This window comes from Aquirufa sp. TARAVU-A1A, from assembly GCF_054558675.1.
On record NZ_JBPXKP010000005.1, the window covers coordinates 1 to 16,562 of the forward strand.

A 16,562-nucleotide genomic window follows, 5' to 3' on the forward strand; every position below is an offset into this window, starting at 1 on the left:
ACCGCTGATGATACTGGGATCAAACCCGGGAAAGTAAGTAAGCTCCAAGTTATTATAGAAGACCTGCACCGAAAGTGTGGGTCTTTTTTTTTGGCCTAAATAGTCGTCAGTCGCTAGTCACTAGTCGCTAGTCGGCAGTCCGGAGGGAAATAGTCCGGAGTCCGGAGGGAAAACAGTCACTAGTCACTAGTCGTCAGTTGTCAGTCTGGAGGGAATTAGTCCGGAGTCCGAAGGAGCTGTACGTTTTTTACTCTTCACTCTTAGTTTTTCACTCTTACGTGGCGAGAAGTCCGGAGGGATTTAGTCCGGAGTCCGGAGTAGCAGTACGTTCTTCACTCTTACATGGCGTGAAGTCCGGAGGGAATTAGTCCGGAGTCCGGAGGGAAAACAGTCACTAGTCGATAGTCGTCGGTCCCGAAGGATTAACTCTTCATTCTTAACTCTTAGTTCTTCACTCTTCGTTCCTAACTACCGTACGCTCCCTCCTGACAAATGACATATGACTAGTGACAAGCGACTAGCGACTGACGACTAAATTCTGTCACTCATTTACCTATCCCTAGCTTTGTAATTACCCCCTAATGATTTACTTTTACTTCATGACAATTATCTACATCATTCTTGCAATTTTAGTCGGAGCCGGAGCAGCCTATCTCCTACTCCAAGGTAAAATCACCGTTTTGAACAGCCAATTAAGCCAACTAACCGGCTTACAAGCTAAAACCGAAGCACTGGAACAGGAGAACAAAGCAATGTTTGGTAAATTATCCCAACTCGAAGGACAAAATGAAACGCTAAAAGCTACAGTGGATAGCCAGAAGGCCGACGAAGATAAATTGCGGAAAATGCTTACCGATATTAGCAATGAGTCGGTGTTAAGACAAGGCCGGATGCTAAGCGATCAGCAACAAGTTAAATTAAACGACGTTTTAAACCCGCTCAAGGAAAAACTTTTGGCATTTGAGACTCAGGTCAATGAAGGCCAAAAAAACTCCTTACATCAAAACACAGTGCTTTTGGAGCAAATCAAAAATCTAACAAACCTCAATCAAACCGTTACCCAAAAAACCGAAGACCTCACAAACGCCCTCAAAGGCTCCAATAAATCCCAAGGAAACTGGGGCGAAATGATTTTAGAACGCGTTTTGGAAAGCTCTGGCCTCAAAAAAGGCATGGAATACGAGACACAATTTGTCACTAAAAATCAAATAAACGAAACGATTAAACCCGATGCGGTTATCTTCCTACCTGATAACAAAAACCTCATCATCGACTCGAAAGTGTCTTTGACCGCCTACGAACGCTATACGAGTGCAGAAGAAGGCACAATCGAAAAAGAACAAGCACTCAAAGAACACATCGAGTCACTTAAATCCCACATCAAATTATTATCTGCCAAAGATTACCATACAGGTCTCGACTTAAACAGCCCCGACTTCACCCTCCTATTCATTCCCATTGAATCAGGTTTCGTGGCAACCATCAGCCAAGATACGACCTTGTTTAATTATGCCTGGGAACGTAAAATCGTTTTGGTATCCCCTTCTACCCTATTGGCAACTTTGCGTACGATCGCATCAGTTTGGAAGACTGAATACCAAACACGTAATGCCATCGAAATTGCTCGACAAGCCGGTGATCTTTACGACAAATTCGTCTCATTCACCCAAGACATGGAAGACGTAGGCAAACACATGAAACGTGCTGAAGATGCCCACGCTGGCGCCCTAAACAAACTCAGCACCGGAAAAGGTAACCTTGTCAGTCGGGCCGAAAAACTGCATAAACTAGGCATCAAATCAACCAAAAAAATAAACCAAGGATTGATTCAGGACGAAGAGCCGGAGATTGAGGAGGAATAGGTTGGAGTGAAGAGTGAAGAGTGAAGAGGTAAGAATTAAGAAATCAGCTAGACTCTGGACTAATTCCCTCCGAACTGACGACTAGCGACAAGCGACTTTAAAAAATCCGAAGCCCCTAGCATACACCTTCGGACTTCGGATGTTAAATAACTTAAGAAGTAAGCGTTAATAATGAAGAGTTAATCATTCGGGACAGACGAGAAGCAACAGACAACTGAAAACCCACTCCGGACTGACGACTGATGACTAACGACTATTTTCCCTTCGGACTCTGGACTAATTCCCTTAGAACTAGCGACTATCCCCTATGCCTTCTTCAAAAACTCCGTTCTCAACACCATCATCGACTTCTCCACTTTCCCCTCAATCTCATCAGCATCATCAGTCAAACGAATGTTCTTGACCATCGTACCACGCTTGATCACACTCGATGAACCACGCACCTTCAAATCTTTGATTACTGTAACCGAATCGCCATCTTTCAAAACAGCTCCATTGCTATCGCGAACGATTAATTCTTCATTCTCATCCATTGTATTCTTGTTTTTTGGTTATAAAATGTGGTTAGAACTATTTCTTCCAACCGGTTTTGTTATTTCTAAATCCTAATAAGCGCTGAGCCAAATCCGGTCGCTTCAAATACGTCAAACGATTCCGAATCCAATCTTTATACTCCGCCTTATACCAGAAAAAATACTTATTCTGATTCTGCTTCTCTTCCCGCGTCTTCGCCGTTTTAATGGGCTGCAAGGTGTAAGGATGAACGCCTGAATAGTAAATCACCTCCGCCACCGTCATGGGTGTAGGGGTGAAATCCTGCACTTGCTCCAACTGGAACCCTAAATCTTTGGTCTCTGCCGCCAAATTCGCCATATCTTCCTCTTCACATCCCGGATGCGATGAAATAAAATAGGGAATCAAAGGCTGCTTTAGGCCAAATTTGGCAGAAATCTCATCGTATTTCTTCTTAAACGCATGAAAATACTTGAACGATGGCTTCCGCATCACGCGTAAGGTCGCATCCGAAGTATGCTCCGGCGCAACTTTTAATCGGCCTGAAACATGGCGTGTAATCAATTGCTCCATGTATTCGTCATGGTTGCCATCCTGGTTATTCTTATTGAAGTCATCGACCAATAAATCATATCGTACGCCTGACCCCACAAATGCTTTCTTAATGCCCGGATGCGCATCTACCTTCCGGTAAATGTCCGTCAAGGGTTTATGATTCGTATCCAAATTATTACAAATCACCGGATGAATACACGATGGACTCACACATTTGGCACAAATCGACTCATCTTTCCCCTTCATGCGATACATATTGGCTGATGGGCCTCCCAAATCCGACAAATACCCCTTAAAATCAGGCTGCTTGGTGATTTGATCAACTTCTTTCATGATTGACTTCTCACTTCGGGACGCAATAAACTTCCCTTGATGCGCGGAAATCGTACAAAAACTACATCCTCCAAAACATCCGCGGTGCATATTCACCGAAAACTTAATCATCTCATAAGCTGGAATCGGTCCACGCTTCTTGTATTTTGGATGTGGTAAGCGCGTATAAGGCAAGTCAAAGGATTTGTCCATCTCCGCCTCTTCCATTGTCTTAAAGGGAGGATTAATCACCAAAAGGTCCTCGCCTATGGCTTGGGTAATCCGATTAGCCTGCCACTTATTCGACTCCACCTCCACAATCTTGAAGTTGGACGCATATTTAATTTTATCCTGTAAACAAACTTCATGACTGGCCAACTCAACCGTTTCCCAATCACCCACGACAGGCAAGGGCTCCGATTGCTTTTGAAGAAAGGCTACTTGGTTGATGTCGGTTAATTCAGCTAATTGTTTACCAGATTTCACCCCACGAATGATCTCACGCAAGGGTTGTTCGCCCATGCCGTAGACCAACATATCTGCTTGGGAATCCACTAAAATCGATGGGAATAATTTATCCGCCCAGTAATCATAATGCGTCACCCGACGCAAGGATGCCTCGATACCCCCAATTAACACAGGGACATCCGGATAAATCTCCTTTAATATTTTGGAATAAACCGTCGTGGCATAATCCGGCCGAAAACCTGCTTCACCACCCGGTGTATAGGAATCATTGGAGCGTAATCGCTTATTCGCCGTATAATGATTAACCATGGAATCCATACAACCTGCCGTTACGCCAAAAAAGTATTTGGGTTTGCCTAATTTCTTAAAATCACGCAAGTCATCCTGCCAATTGGGCTGTGCCACAATGCCAACCTTCAGGCCCTCACTCTCCATAATCCGACCAATAACCGCCGTTCCAAACGCCGGATGATCAACATAGGCATCACCTGAAATCAGAATGACGTCTAGCTCATCCCAGCCACGCTTTTCTACTTCCTTTTTTGTCAATGGAAGCCAGTCGGTAATCGGTCTTTCTTGCATGCTGCAAAATTAGCTAAAAACGCGGGTTTAACCTATTTCGTCAATTGCGCTTTTAAGTAATCTGCCGTCGCTTGAAATACTTTGATGGCATTTGAAAACTTCATCCAATGATGCGTATCATCCACAATCACCATCGTTTCCATTGGTACTTTTTTCTTTTGCAATCGATTGATTAAGTCAATGCTTTGGCTGAATGGAACATTGCGATCATCATCAGCATGTATGAACAATACAGGCGATTTCCACGTATCGATGGAAGAAATAGGTGATGAGCGATAAGATAAACTTGTTGCCCAATCAGCATCAGGTGCCTTGTGAGGTCCGGACAATAACTCCATCGGAATTTCTCGTTGGTGAGCCCAATCATGCACCCCATGAATATCTACTCCAGCTACAAATAATTTAGAATCACGCGCCAACGCTAAAGCGGTTAAATATCCGCCATAGGATCCGCCATATAAGGCGATTTTCTTTGGATCAACAAAAGATTGTTGGGCCAACCACTCACCTGCCGCTTTGATATCTAGGTATTCCGATGCGCCCCATTGGCCTGCTGATTTTGGATTATGAAAATCATAGCCATAACCAATACCCAATCGGTAATTAACCGACAATACCACAAACCCTTGATTCGCCAAATACTGGTTCAATGCATAGGCATTTGCGTAATAATCTGAGTAATGCCAACCTAAAAGCATTTGACGTGGAGGTCCACCATGTACAAAAATGATGGCCGGTTTTTTCTGTGTTCCGTTCGAATTATCAAATATTTGGCCATGAATCGTTAAGCCATCCAATGATTTAAAAATGACTTGTTTCGGTTCTACCAATGCACTCGTTGGGAATTCTACAGGGATTAAACTTTCGGTTAATGAACGAGCTGACGAAGAGATAGACAACATCAATTGGGGAGCTTTTTGAGCCCCTGCCCCGATATAAGCATATCCACCTGCAACCGAAACAGCGGTCCACTCAATTCCCTTACCTGACGTCAAGACTTTCATGTCAGCCTTATCCACAGAAACTTGGCAGATATGTCGGCGATCTTTATCTGTATCTTCTCCACCCGTATTTGCATCAAAATAAATCGAATTTCCATCCGCACTAACGCTCAGATGTTCAACCATAAATTCACCTGGACTCAATAACAAAGCCGCGCCACCCGAAGGGGCAACAGAATAAGCATGTGGCCAACCATCATGATAAGACGTAAATACTAAACGATCTTGACGTGCCCAATGTAAATTCGTTCCGCCGTGCGTGCTAGGTAGCGAACCTCGGTAAGTATTTGGCGCTTCCCAAACCAAGGTAGATTTTTCTCCTGCAGCTAAACCTGCCTTACGAATCGACCATGGAATACGCTTCCGTTGGGTCAACGAATCCGCAGAACCACCTTCTGCAGGGGTCCGAACAAAGGCTAATTGGGTGCCATCTGGTGACCAATTCGGACTAAAATCTTTGGCAAATGCAGGATCAACCCAATTAACCGTATTCTTGCCCATTTCCAAGTATCCAATAAACGAATGGTCTCCACGATTCGCAACAAAAGCTAATTTCTTTCCACCTGGAGCCCAAGTCAAGGAATGCACCGAACCACGCGTTTTCAACAAGCGAACAGGTGCTTCTAAGAAATCCTCATTCTCATTGGTATCCAATTTGCATATCCACGGTTGGCCTTCCTTAATGTAAGCAACCACTTTATTATCCGGTGAAATAACAGGAAAGTCTCCCTCTGAAATGATACGAATAGGACCGCCAGTGAAGGCAATTTGCATTACGCGCACCGTTTGTGGTTCCGTATTTCCAGCAGGATTAACTGCTTTTTCGTCATCAAAATTTGCTCCATGATCTCCCCCGCGCACAAACAATACCCACTTACCATCATCCGAAATCGAAATGGAACTTAGCTCCTGTCCATCATCTTCTTTGAAAGATGTCAACTTGCGAGCTGTGAAATTAGGCGCTTCCGCCACATAAATATTCCGAACACCTTTTTCATCTAAAGCCCATGCAATTTTATCTCCCTTCGTTGAACGAACAAGTTCCGTCGGGAAAGCATAGGATTTAACCGCTTCAAAGGTGAATTTTTGACCAAATGCGATCAAATGAAAGGTAACAAGAACAAGGGAGTAAAATAATTTACGCATAGTTTAAATTTATAAAACGAAATATAGGGAATGTCCGACGGATTCGAAAAGAAAAAATGCTCGACCCGTTTAAATAAAATAAATTCAAACTAATTTTGAAGTTCATGGATGTATCGATTGTACTTATCAATTACAAAACGGAAGCGCTCTTATTGGATTGCTTGCGCAGCATTTGCGAGCATACAACCGACCTGCATTTCGAATGCATCATCGTAGACAATCATTACGTCCCAGGTCAAAATTCAGCCATTTTATCCGAATTTCCACAAACAAAATGGATTGATTCCGGTGGGAATGTTGGTTTTTCCAAAGCCAATAACATCGGCTTGCATGCAGCCTCTGGCAAATATGTACTATTTCTAAATGCCGACACATTGGTCTTCGATGCAGCAATAACGAACGCTTTTCAAAAATTAAAAAATGATTCAAGACTCGCGGCTGTTGGCGGAATTCAAGTCGACGAAAATCGTATCCCCATCCCCTATTATCGAACGCTAAACGATGTAAGACGGGATTTCTACATTGTTCCCAATAGCCCTGTTTTTCATCAACTGATCGATCGTTTATTGCCTGAAGAAAGTTTTAGCCGACCGGAAGAAACGAATAATTTAGTGGGCGCCTTTCTGATGGCATCAAAAGAAAATCTATTCAAACTACAGGGCTGGGACGAAGATTTTTTCATGTATGCAGAAGATGCGGAATTGAGTTACCGACTAAGCAAAATCGGGAAATTGGCCTATTTTGATGATGTCAAATTCATACATTTGATTCAGGATAATCCATTCCGCAGAACGACATTCTCCTGGGTCAATCGATTTGCCATGCAAATTCAGGTATCAAACTTGTTATGGATACGGAAAAGTTATGGGATTTTACCCTTCTTACTTATCTATGCGAATTATACCATTTTGGCTCCTTTGTTTTGGACTTGGAAAATTTGCCTGAATATCATCCAAGGGAAAAATGTGCTTGACGATACGAAAAACCAACGAATCTTTAGCCAAAAATTGGGCGTTCTCTATCGCTATTTTTTTTCGATATTGATCCTAAAAAAAGGACCTTACCGCATAAAATCGGAAGAGAATATTGATCATGTCAATAAATCATAAAAATCCTCATTTTTTTTAGTATTTTCGTTGAAAGGAACCTAATTAGCCGTGAAAACGAATATACAAATCGCTGAAACCATCGCAGCCTATGCGACTGAAACAGAATCCACTTGGATCGCCGAGCAAAAAACCTTAAACGGTAAAGCCTTGGCTTTAGCCTTTGTAAAAGCACCTCGTTTTATATCAAAGGCTTTGATTGAAGTTGGTGATTTCAAAGGCTGGACGCTAGACCAAGTCGTTCGTGTGGATTTGCTTACTCAATTGGACGAGTCGAATGTAGATCTGTTATTTGAAACTGCAGAAATGCAAGAAGCTGTCGCTTTAACGCGTTCACTTCCTTACTTAAATAATCCTAAGAATTTTTTATTACGTGCGACGGACGCGGTGCGTTCAAACATGGGGCCCGTTTTTGACGCTATTGCCTTTGGGAATACCTATCCGAAAGATTATTTCAGCGAAGCGGCTTGGAACCAATTAGTCTTAAAATGTATTTTCAACGATAAAGCGATTCATCAAATCATTGGCTTGGATGATCGAGCTAATCAAGATTTAGCCAACACACTTTCCGATTTTGCCCATGAAAGATGGTCGGCAGGCCGAAGAGTCCCTTCGCAAGTGTGGCGACTCGTTCCTAAATTCATGAATAAATCATTACATGCCGACATTGAAAAGCTAGCACAATCTGAAAATCCACGGGATGTACTAGCGGCAAACCTCGTGAAACAAGAAGTCCAAAATCCTAGCAGCACGCAAGGACTTTGGCATGAACTCGAAAAACCAGAACCGATTTATACCGCCTAATATGTGCCAAGAACATAAAAACATAGGAAATCCTTCCCATTTCGAAGGAACGGAGCAAGAGAAAACAACAGCGCATGCAGTTGATGGAACTTTTGCCCAATACACGCAAGGCATGAAATTCTTTGATCCGCATGTGCACATGACTTCGCGGACGACGGATGATTACCAGGCTTTGGCTGATGCTGGAGTTGTTGCCTTGATTGAACCTGCATTCTGGTTGGGCCAACCGCGTACTGGATTAGCCTCGTTTAAAGACTATTTCGCGAGTTTAGTGGGTTGGGAACGTTTTCGTTCTTCGCAATTTGGCATCAAACATTATTGCACGATTGGACTGAATTCTCGTGAAGCTAATCATGAGGCATTAGCAGAACAGGTTATGGAAATATTGCCTTTATTCTTGCAGAAAGAAGGCGTTGTGGGTGTAGGGGAAATCGGTTTCGATGACCAAACGGCCGCTGAGGAAAAATATTACCGTGCGCAATTAGAGCTTGCCAAAGAAATGAATTTGCCTGTTCAAGTACACACGCCACACCGGGATAAGAAAAAAGGAACGGAGCGCAGCATGGCCATTGCCTTGGAGCATGGCATCGCACCGAACATGGTCATCATTGACCATAATAATGAAGAAACAGTTAAATCGGTTTTAGACCAAGGTTTTTATGCCGCTTTTACGATTTATCCTTTCACTAAAATGGGTAATGAGCGTATGGTGGAAATCGTCAAACAATACGGTCCCGAACGCATTATGGTCAATTCTGCTGCGGATTGGGGCATTTCGGATCCTTTAGCGATTCCCAAAACGGCTGCCTTAATGAAAATCAAAGAGATTCCTGATGAACATATTCGTTTGGTCACGTATCAAAATGCGTTGGATGCATTTGCCCAAAGTGGACAGATTCAAGAATCGGATTTCATCAATGGATTGGAAATTGACCAAACACAAAAATTTAATGGAAATACGGTTTTACGGGGTGGTCAAGCGCCGCGTGTCAACAAAGATTCCCTAATCATTCGCTAATGCGTATCAAATTCAGAGCCTTTCTTGAACTCATGCGTCCAGCGAATGTCATCACAGCCTTAACGGATGTGCTGGCGGGAATGGCCATCGTAGGATTTACCTTTGGGACCTTGGACTATCAATTTTGGCCCGTGGTTTTTCTGGGTATTTCGACCATGTGTTTGTATGCAGGTGGTGTGGTATTCAATGACATTTTTGACCACGAACTGGACACCATTGAACGCCCGGAACGCGCTTTACCGAGTGGAAGAATCCAACGAATAGAAGCCGTTTTTGGTGGAATCGTTTTACTTTCATTGGGAATATTCTTAGCCTTTTGGCAAAGCCGATTGAGTGGAATCGTCGCAGTGATCATAACGATGCTGGCGTTGTTTTATGATTACAAGGGAAAACACATGCGCATTTTTGGTCCGATCAATATGGGATTATGCCGGGCCTATAATTTAATGCTAGGGATGAGCGTGTACGAGCTAGGCGTTTTAGAGCGCTTTTACTTGATCTTAATTCCCTTGATTTACATCGCTGCAATTACCTTGGTGAGTCGTGGCGAGGTACATGGAAGCCAGTCGGCGCCTTTATGGTTTGCGGCCTTCTTATTCGTCATTGTGCATGGAAGTCAATTGGCCGTAGGATTTCAAGCAGGCAAACTCATGTACATGCTGCCTTTTGTTGTGGCACACGCTTATTTGATTTTTTCAAAATTGGCAAAAGCCATTCAAAACCCCATTGGTCCAAATATAGGTCAAAGTGTTAAAACCGGTGTTTTGACACTAATTTTAATGAATGCCGCCTGGGTCAGCGTCAGTGAACAATATTACATGGCTTTTGTAACTTTAGCCTTATTGCCGCTCTCTATGTGGGTAGGCAAAAAATTCGCCGTTTCTTAATTTATCATTCATGCAAGTTTTACAACAGCAATTTCAAGTACCCTTCAGTTATCAAGTGATTTTCACAAAACACTTGTTTGACGCGAGCAATAAAACCTTGTGTGATTTTATATCCAATTTTGGCCAAAGCAATTTCCGCAAACGCATCTTATTTGTCATCGACAAAGGTGTTGCAGATGCACATCCATCCTTAACCAGTAACATTGTTTCTTATTTTGAATCCAATGATGTAGCTGATTTAGCACCGGAAATTTTGGTTTTACCTGGTGGGGAAGTGTGTAAAAATGATCCGCGATTTTACGAAGAAGTCGTTCGGGCGATTGATGAACATCGCATTGACCGACATTCCTTTGTCGCAGCCATTGGTGGTGGTGCGTTCTTGGACATGTCGGGCTATGCCGCTGCTATTTCCCACCGAGGCGTTAAATTGATTCGTATACCCACGACCGTCTTATCTCAAAATGATTCAGGAGTAGGCGTCAAGAATGGGGTCAATTACTTAGGAAAGAAGAACTTCTTAGGAACCTTCGCACCTGCTGTAGCAGTATTTAACGATATCGCCTTTTTAGCAACCTTGGAAGACCGCGACTGGCGCTCTGGGATTGCAGAAGCCATCAAAGTAGCTTTGATCAAAGATTTTGACTTTTTTGAATGGTTAGAGGCGCATGTCGATGCCATGAATGCCCGTGATGAAGTGGCGATGGTAGAGCAAATTTATCGGTGCGCCGACTTGCACATGAAGCACATTTCGGGCGGAGATCCTTTTGAATTGGGATCCGCAAGGCCCTTGGATTTTGGACATTGGGCAGCCCATAAATTGGAATATTTATCCGATTTCAAGATACGTCATGGCGAAGCCGTCGCGATCGGAATTGCCTTGGATTGCGTGTATTCGCATTTGATTGGTGCGATTTCCTTATCGGATTGTGAGCGTATTTTGGCCGTCATTAAAGGCTTAGGATTTGACTTATATCATCCTGCCTTGGCCGAAAATGAATGCCAAAACCTGCATAAAGGTTTGCAAGAATTCCAAGAACATTTGGGAGGGCATTTAACCATCACTTTGTTGAAAGCCTTAGGAAAAGGAGAAGAAGTTCACGAAATGGACTTCCCTACCATCCAAGCTTCCGTTGCCTTATTAGCCAAATACGCCTAACATGAAAACAGCCCACGGACACCTTAGTTATTGCAGTAATATTCATCCTGGAGAAATATGGGAAGAACATTTTGCCAATTTACAAGCAACCGTCCCGAAGGTAAAGCAAGAAGTTTGTCCAGACCACGCGATGGGATTGGGTTTACGAATCGCGAATCAGGCAAGTATTGATTTAAGCAAAGATTCGAATAAGTTGGCAGCCTTAAAATCCTGGCTCGCCCAAGAAGACATTTACATATTTACGTTGAACGGATTCCCCTATGGCGGATTTCACAATACGATCGTTAAAGATCAGGTGCATGCTCCCGACTGGACGACACAGGATCGCGTGAATTATACCCGCCGACTGATTGATTTATTAGTTCAACTATTGCCTTCGGATCAACATGAGGGAGGTATTTCAACGTCCCCCTTGTCTTATAAATTTTGGTGGGATAATCGCGGCTCAGCGATTAGTCAGGCCACGATGGAATTGCTAAAACTCGTTCCCTATTTGGCTCAAACGGAACAAAAAACGGGCAAATGGATTCACATTGACATCGAACCGGAGCCAGATGGACTCTTGGAAAATCACCGTGAATTCGTCGACTGGTACACAGACATTTTAATTCCATATGCGATAACTGCTAGCATTCCGGAAGATTGGGTTCGCAGGCATATTCACATCTGTTTCGATGTCTGTCATTATGGGGTTTCCTTCGATAAACCTTCAACCTGTTTACAAGAATTAGCAGAGAAAAATATCTCCATCGGCAAGATACAAATCAGTTCAGCGCTGCGAGTTGATTTACGACAGGACGCTAATGCGCGTATCGAAGCCTTGAAACAATATGAAGAACCCACTTATTTACATCAGGTGAAGGCCTTGAAAAAAGATGGGAATTACGAACAATTCAAAGATTTGGGAGAAGCCTTAGTGCTATACAAAGATGGCATTTACGACGAGTGGCGCGTACATTTCCATGTCCCTCTTTTCTTAGATTCCTATGGCTTATTGAATTCCACGCAAGCGGAAATCGCGGAAACTTTGGCTTATCATCAACAACATCATGTCACACGGATGATGGAAATTGAGACCTATACTTGGGGCGTTTTACCCTCCGAATACCAAGAATCCATCGAGACATCCATCGCGCGTGAAGTCTCGTACATACAAGACCTATTATGCAAAAAACCGTAGTCATTGATATTGTAGGCCTAAGCGAAAGTATTTTAGGTCAACATACCCCTTTTTTAGACGGCTATATTTCGGGTAAAAAGAAATCGAAAATCAAGCCCCCGTTTCCGGCTGTGACGACGACTTCCCAAAGTGTATACCTGACAGGAAAATATCCGAGTTCACACGGCATTATGGGGAATGGCTGGTATGACAAAATCGATTCGGAAGTGAAGTTTTGGAAACAGTCCAATAAGCTGGTGAGGGATGAAAAAATCTGGGATGCTGGACATAAAAAAGACCCGAATTTCACTTGTGCCAATTTATTTTGGTGGTACAACATGTATTCAACGGCGGATTATTCGGTGACACCCAGACCTCAATATCACTCGGATGGAGTGAAGATGCCTGATTGTTACAGCCATCCCGCTGATTTGCGCGATGAATTGCAGGAGGCCTTCGGGACATTTCCCTTATTTAATTTTTGGGGACCCAATGCGAATATTAAATCGACAAATTGGATCGCAGATGCTTCTATTTACGTCGACAAGAAATACGATGCGACGCTGACCTTTATCTATTTGCCTCATTTGGATTATTGCTTACAGAAATTCGGCGTGGATTTTGAAAAGATCAAAGGCGATTTGCATGAAATCGATCAGGTAGTTGAGCGTTTAGTTAGCCATTTTGAAGGCAAAGGTGCGAAAGTTATTATCCTTTCCGAATATGGCATTAATAACGTTTCCAAACCCGTTCATTTGAATCGCATCTTGCGCGAGGCAGGTTATATCGCCTTGCGGGAGGAACAAGGATTGGAATTATTAGATCCGGGTGCATCACGTGCATTTGCCGTATCTGATCACCAAATCGCGCATGTATATTGTCCTGAAGCTTCTGTATTGGATGAAGTAAAATTACTTTTGATGCAAACACGTGGCGTCAAAAAAGTGCTATCCGGTGAGGAATTAGCCGCATTTCACATCGATCATCCCCGTGCGGGCGACTTGGTATTGATTGCTGAAACGGATGCTTGGTTCACCTATTACTACTGGTTGGACGACAAAAAAGCACCCGATTTTGCCCGTTGCGTCGATATTTTCAAGAAACCTGGGTATGACCCCGTTGAGATGTTCATGGATCCTAAAAACCCATTCATCAAACTACGTGCAGCCTATAAATTGGCCCGTAAACTGACTGGTTTCCGTTATCGCATGGATGTAATTCCATTGGATGCGAGTTTGGTCAAAGGATCCCATGGTAGTCCATTTTGCGACGAAGCTTATTATCCATTGTATATCGCTGATAATCAATCAACTGATAAAATGGAGCCAACGGAAGTTTATTCCTTGATTTGGAATACGGTGTTTGAATAAATTAGTTAACTTGAAATTCTAAACTTATCAAAATGAAAAAGATCTTAACAACAATCGCCATGGTCGTTGCCCTAATGGGAGCCGGCGAAGCAGTTTACGCACAAATGCCAAGTCCACAGGAAATGGCTATGAATCAATTGAACCGCATGAGTTCAGAATTGAAATTGACCAAAGAACAAGAAGACAAAATTGAACCCTTGATTGTTGCACGTATCGAAAAGATGATGGAATTCCGTCAGGCTGGTATGGATCGTGAAGAGATGATGGGAGAAATGAAGAAGATTAATGAGGGCCAACAAGAAGCGTTGAAGGCAATTTTGACACCTGAGCAATTAGAGAAATACAAGACTATGCAGTCGCAAATGCGTGCGGGTGGTCCTCCAAGAAACTAATTCGCATGAAATACCTCAGCATCTTTCTTTTATTCATTGGGCTTTCTCCAGTCATGGGGCAAGCCCAATTTGAAAAGGCCCTACAGACCCGATTAATCCTGGCATCAGATGGGGATTTAATTGAGTTGGAGTCTGGTAATTTTCAAATTTCAGGTAGTTTATCCCTAGAAGGTAAAAAGAAAATTACCATTCGCGGTAAGGGAATGGACAAAACGGTTTTGAGTTTCAAAAATCAACAAACCGGTGCGGAGGGAATCAAAATCACCAATTGCGAAAATATCGTTTTAGAAGATTTGACTGTTCAGGATTCCAAAGGGGATCTGATTAAAACGATGCATGTGAAGGATATCACATTCCGTCGAATTAAAGCCGAATGGACAGGCGGCCCCAACTCTCAAAATGGCTCTTATGCACTTTATCCAGTGCTTTGCACGAATATCCTCATTGATAGTTGCATCGCAATCGGGGCATCTGACGCCGGTATATATGTTGGGCAATCGCAGCACATCGAAGTAAAAAATTGTACCGCCTATCAGAATGTGGCGGGAATAGAAATTGAAAACTCGCTTTATGCGGATGTGCACCATAACCATGCCTATGGAAATACAGGTGGGATTTTGGTATTTGATTTACCGGATTTGATTCAAAAAAAGGGAGGATTTGTGAAGGTCCACGATAACCTTATCGAAGAAAATAACCAATCGAATTTCGCTCCTAAAGGCAATATCGTGGGTAAAGTACCCAAGGGGACCGGGATGTTGATTTTGGCGACGAGTAATGTAGACATTTACGACAATAAGATTTTAAATCATCAAACGGTAGGCGTCGGTATTATATCTTATTTCATGTCGGAAATCGCGATTAAAGATAAGGAATATGACCCTTACCCGACCGCCATTTCGGTGTTCAATAATACCTTTGAGCGTCGTTTAGGACGTGTACCCTTAGAAGGACGATTTGCGCAGATTTACCGCTTTAAATTGCGATTTGGCAGAAATGTACCCCATGTCGTTTATGATGGTATTCTTGATTCGGCACGTTGTGGAAGCGATAGTCAATATTTGCCTCAGCATCGCATTTGTGTACATCATAATATAAACCAGTCGGTGGCCAACATGGACGCGGAGCATGATTTCAAAAACGTTCGACGTAATCCCGCGGAGTTGGATTGTGTACAGGAATATGTCAAATCGAATCAATTTTAGGCATGCGTTACTTGGGATTCTTCTTGCTTCTTGGCTTATTTTCGTACCAACCAGCGCCTAAATTCCCAATGAAATTGTCCGATTATGGCTTATTTCAGGGGAACTTGAAGGATCAAATTCCAGTCAACGGAGTAACACCTTATGAGTTAATAAGTCCCCTCTTTTCAGATTACGCCCATAAATTACGTTTCGTTCAGTTACCTGCGGGCCAATCAGTCGCCTACAATCCGGATTCCGTTTTTCAATTTCCGGTAGGAACACGCATAGCCAAAACCTTTTATTATCCCATCGATGAGCGCAAACCGGAATCCGGTCGGCGCATCATGGAAACACGTATCCTAAGCCACGAACCTTCAGGTTGGGTGGCATTGCCTTACATTTGGAACGAGGAACAAACAGAAGCCTTATTAGAAGTAGCTGGAGGGACGAGTTTGGTGGAGTTCAAAAACTTGCAGGGAAAGAAGCAGCAGGTTAATTATGTCGTGCCGAATATGAATCAATGCAAGGGATGCCACGAACGGGATGGCATGATGACGCCGATAGGTCCAAGCGCCAGACAAATGAATGCCTCGATGCGCTATGACCATGGAGAAGAAAACCAATTGGATTATTGGAGTCGGACGAATCAGCTGACAAATGTACCCGAAACTAGGCCAAAATTCGTTTCTTATATCGACGAGGGTGCTCCACTCAATGAACGAGTAAAGGCATATTTAGACATCAACTGCGCGCATTGTCATAATCCAAAAGGACCCGCGAAGAGTTCGGGATTGTTTCTCGATTATCGTTATTATGGAACGACGGCGTATGGGATGATGAAATCACCCGTTGCGGCGGGTCGGGGATCTGGTGGTTTATTGTATGATATTGTAGCCGGAAAACCTTCTGAAAGCATCTTACATTACCGGATGAATTCGCAAGATCCTGGCGTTATGATGCCGGAACTCGGCCGGACCATTGTTCACCAAGAAGGTGTCGCGCTCATTCGCGAATGGATTAAATCAATTCATTGATAATCATTACTTT

14 protein-coding genes are annotated in these 16,562 nt (G+C 43.2%); 11 read left to right on the plus strand and 3 right to left on the minus strand.

Going from position 1 to position 16,562, the window contains the following annotated elements; all coding sequences use genetic code 11:
• Positions 1-581 precede the first annotated feature (581 nt).
• On the plus strand, positions 582-1,862 hold the full coding sequence (gene rmuC, locus V7S75_RS07955; protein WP_459512902.1) for a DNA recombination protein RmuC: 1,281 nt from the start codon (positions 582-584) through the stop codon (positions 1,860-1,862).
• 305 nt (positions 1,863-2,167) lie between these two features.
• Here rmuC and V7S75_RS07960 read toward each other — a convergent pair whose 3' ends face one another.
• Genes V7S75_RS07960 through V7S75_RS07970 form a run of 3 tightly spaced genes read right to left on the minus strand, consistent with a single transcriptional unit; the run spans position 2,168 to position 6,439 of the window.
• On the minus strand, positions 2,168-2,395 hold the full coding sequence (locus V7S75_RS07960) for a zinc ribbon domain-containing protein YjdM (protein ID WP_459512903.1): 228 nt from the start codon (positions 2,393-2,395) through the stop codon (positions 2,168-2,170).
• 37 nt (positions 2,396-2,432) lie between these two features.
• Positions 2,433-4,292, minus strand: coding sequence for a YgiQ family radical SAM protein (locus V7S75_RS07965; RefSeq protein WP_459512905.1), 1,860 nt, complete (start codon positions 4,290-4,292; stop codon positions 2,433-2,435).
• 32 nt (positions 4,293-4,324) lie between these two features.
• Entirely contained in the window at positions 4,325-6,439 is a 2,115-nt protein-coding gene (locus tag V7S75_RS07970) for a S9 family peptidase (protein WP_459512906.1), read from the minus strand.
• A 104-nt stretch (positions 6,440-6,543) separates the two neighbouring features.
• On the opposite strand from V7S75_RS07970, the gene V7S75_RS07975 reads away from it, so the two are divergent.
• The 10 genes from V7S75_RS07975 (at position 6,544) to V7S75_RS08020 (ending at position 16,549) form a co-directional block, all read left to right on the plus strand.
• A complete protein-coding gene (locus V7S75_RS07975) occupies positions 6,544-7,548 on the plus strand; it encodes a glycosyltransferase (protein WP_459512908.1) in 1,005 nt (334 codons plus the stop codon).
• Between the two features lie 48 nt (positions 7,549-7,596).
• A complete protein-coding gene (locus V7S75_RS07980; protein ID WP_459512910.1) occupies positions 7,597-8,349 on the plus strand; it encodes an EboA domain-containing protein in 753 nt (250 codons plus the stop codon).
• Positions 8,350-8,461: 112 nt separating this feature from the next.
• Positions 8,462-9,367 (plus strand): TatD family hydrolase, encoded by a 906-nt coding sequence (locus tag V7S75_RS07985; protein ID WP_459513242.1) that lies wholly within the window; start codon positions 8,462-8,464, stop codon positions 9,365-9,367.
• Positions 9,367-10,254, plus strand: coding sequence for a UbiA-like protein EboC (eboC, locus tag V7S75_RS07990; RefSeq protein ID WP_459512912.1), 888 nt, complete (start codon positions 9,367-9,369; stop codon positions 10,252-10,254). Before V7S75_RS07985 ends, eboC begins: the two co-directional genes overlap by 1 nt.
• A gap of 10 nt (positions 10,255-10,264) precedes the next feature.
• Positions 10,265-11,410, plus strand: coding sequence for a 3-dehydroquinate synthase (locus tag V7S75_RS07995; protein ID WP_459512914.1), 1,146 nt, complete (start codon positions 10,265-10,267; stop codon positions 11,408-11,410).
• Between the two features lies 1 nt (position 11,411).
• Positions 11,412-12,590: a metabolite traffic protein EboE gene (gene eboE / locus V7S75_RS08000; RefSeq protein WP_459512916.1), complete on the plus strand. Its 1,179-nt coding sequence runs from the start codon at positions 11,412-11,414 to the stop codon at positions 12,588-12,590.
• Positions 12,575-13,939: an alkaline phosphatase family protein gene (locus tag V7S75_RS08005; RefSeq protein WP_459512918.1), complete on the plus strand. Its 1,365-nt coding sequence runs from the start codon at positions 12,575-12,577 to the stop codon at positions 13,937-13,939. The genes eboE and V7S75_RS08005 overlap by 16 nt, the downstream gene beginning before the upstream one ends.
• A gap of 32 nt (positions 13,940-13,971) precedes the next feature.
• The gene (locus tag V7S75_RS08010; protein ID WP_459512920.1) at positions 13,972-14,331 is read left to right on the plus strand and encodes a hypothetical protein; all 360 of its coding nucleotides are present in this window, start codon (positions 13,972-13,974) and stop codon (positions 14,329-14,331) included.
• A 5-nt stretch (positions 14,332-14,336) separates the two neighbouring features.
• Complete coding sequence (locus tag V7S75_RS08015) at positions 14,337-15,536, plus strand: parallel beta-helix domain-containing protein (protein ID WP_459512922.1); 1,200 nt, start codon at positions 14,337-14,339, stop codon at positions 15,534-15,536.
• A 2-nt stretch (positions 15,537-15,538) separates the two neighbouring features.
• Positions 15,539-16,549, plus strand: coding sequence for an SO2930 family diheme c-type cytochrome (locus V7S75_RS08020; protein WP_459512923.1), 1,011 nt, complete (start codon positions 15,539-15,541; stop codon positions 16,547-16,549).
• The last annotated feature ends 13 nt before the right edge of the window (positions 16,550-16,562 follow it).

Excerpts from the sequence above, each read along its gene's own strand:
- rmuC (WP_459512902.1), top strand. The coding sequence starts at position 582 with ATGATTTACTTTTACTTCATGACAATTATCTACATCATTCTTGCAATT.
- V7S75_RS07960 (WP_459512903.1), bottom strand. The coding sequence starts at position 2,395 with ATGGATGAGAATGAAGAATTAATCGTTCGCGATAGCAATGGAGCTGTT.
- V7S75_RS07965 (WP_459512905.1), bottom strand. The coding sequence starts at position 4,292 with ATGCAAGAAAGACCGATTACCGACTGGCTTCCATTGACAAAAAAGGAA.
- V7S75_RS07970 (WP_459512906.1), bottom strand. The coding sequence starts at position 6,439 with ATGCGTAAATTATTTTACTCCCTTGTTCTTGTTACCTTTCATTTGATC.
- V7S75_RS07975 (WP_459512908.1), top strand. The coding sequence starts at position 6,544 with ATGGATGTATCGATTGTACTTATCAATTACAAAACGGAAGCGCTCTTA.
- V7S75_RS07985 (WP_459513242.1), top strand. The coding sequence starts at position 8,462 with ATGAAATTCTTTGATCCGCATGTGCACATGACTTCGCGGACGACGGAT.
- eboC (WP_459512912.1), top strand. The coding sequence starts at position 9,367 with ATGCGTATCAAATTCAGAGCCTTTCTTGAACTCATGCGTCCAGCGAAT.
- V7S75_RS07995 (WP_459512914.1), top strand. The coding sequence starts at position 10,265 with ATGCAAGTTTTACAACAGCAATTTCAAGTACCCTTCAGTTATCAAGTG.
- eboE (WP_459512916.1), top strand. The coding sequence starts at position 11,412 with ATGAAAACAGCCCACGGACACCTTAGTTATTGCAGTAATATTCATCCT.
- V7S75_RS08005 (WP_459512918.1), top strand. The coding sequence starts at position 12,575 with ATGCAAAAAACCGTAGTCATTGATATTGTAGGCCTAAGCGAAAGTATT.
- V7S75_RS08010 (WP_459512920.1), top strand. The coding sequence starts at position 13,972 with ATGAAAAAGATCTTAACAACAATCGCCATGGTCGTTGCCCTAATGGGA.
- V7S75_RS08015 (WP_459512922.1), top strand. The coding sequence starts at position 14,337 with ATGAAATACCTCAGCATCTTTCTTTTATTCATTGGGCTTTCTCCAGTC.
- V7S75_RS08020 (WP_459512923.1), top strand. The coding sequence starts at position 15,539 with ATGCGTTACTTGGGATTCTTCTTGCTTCTTGGCTTATTTTCGTACCAA.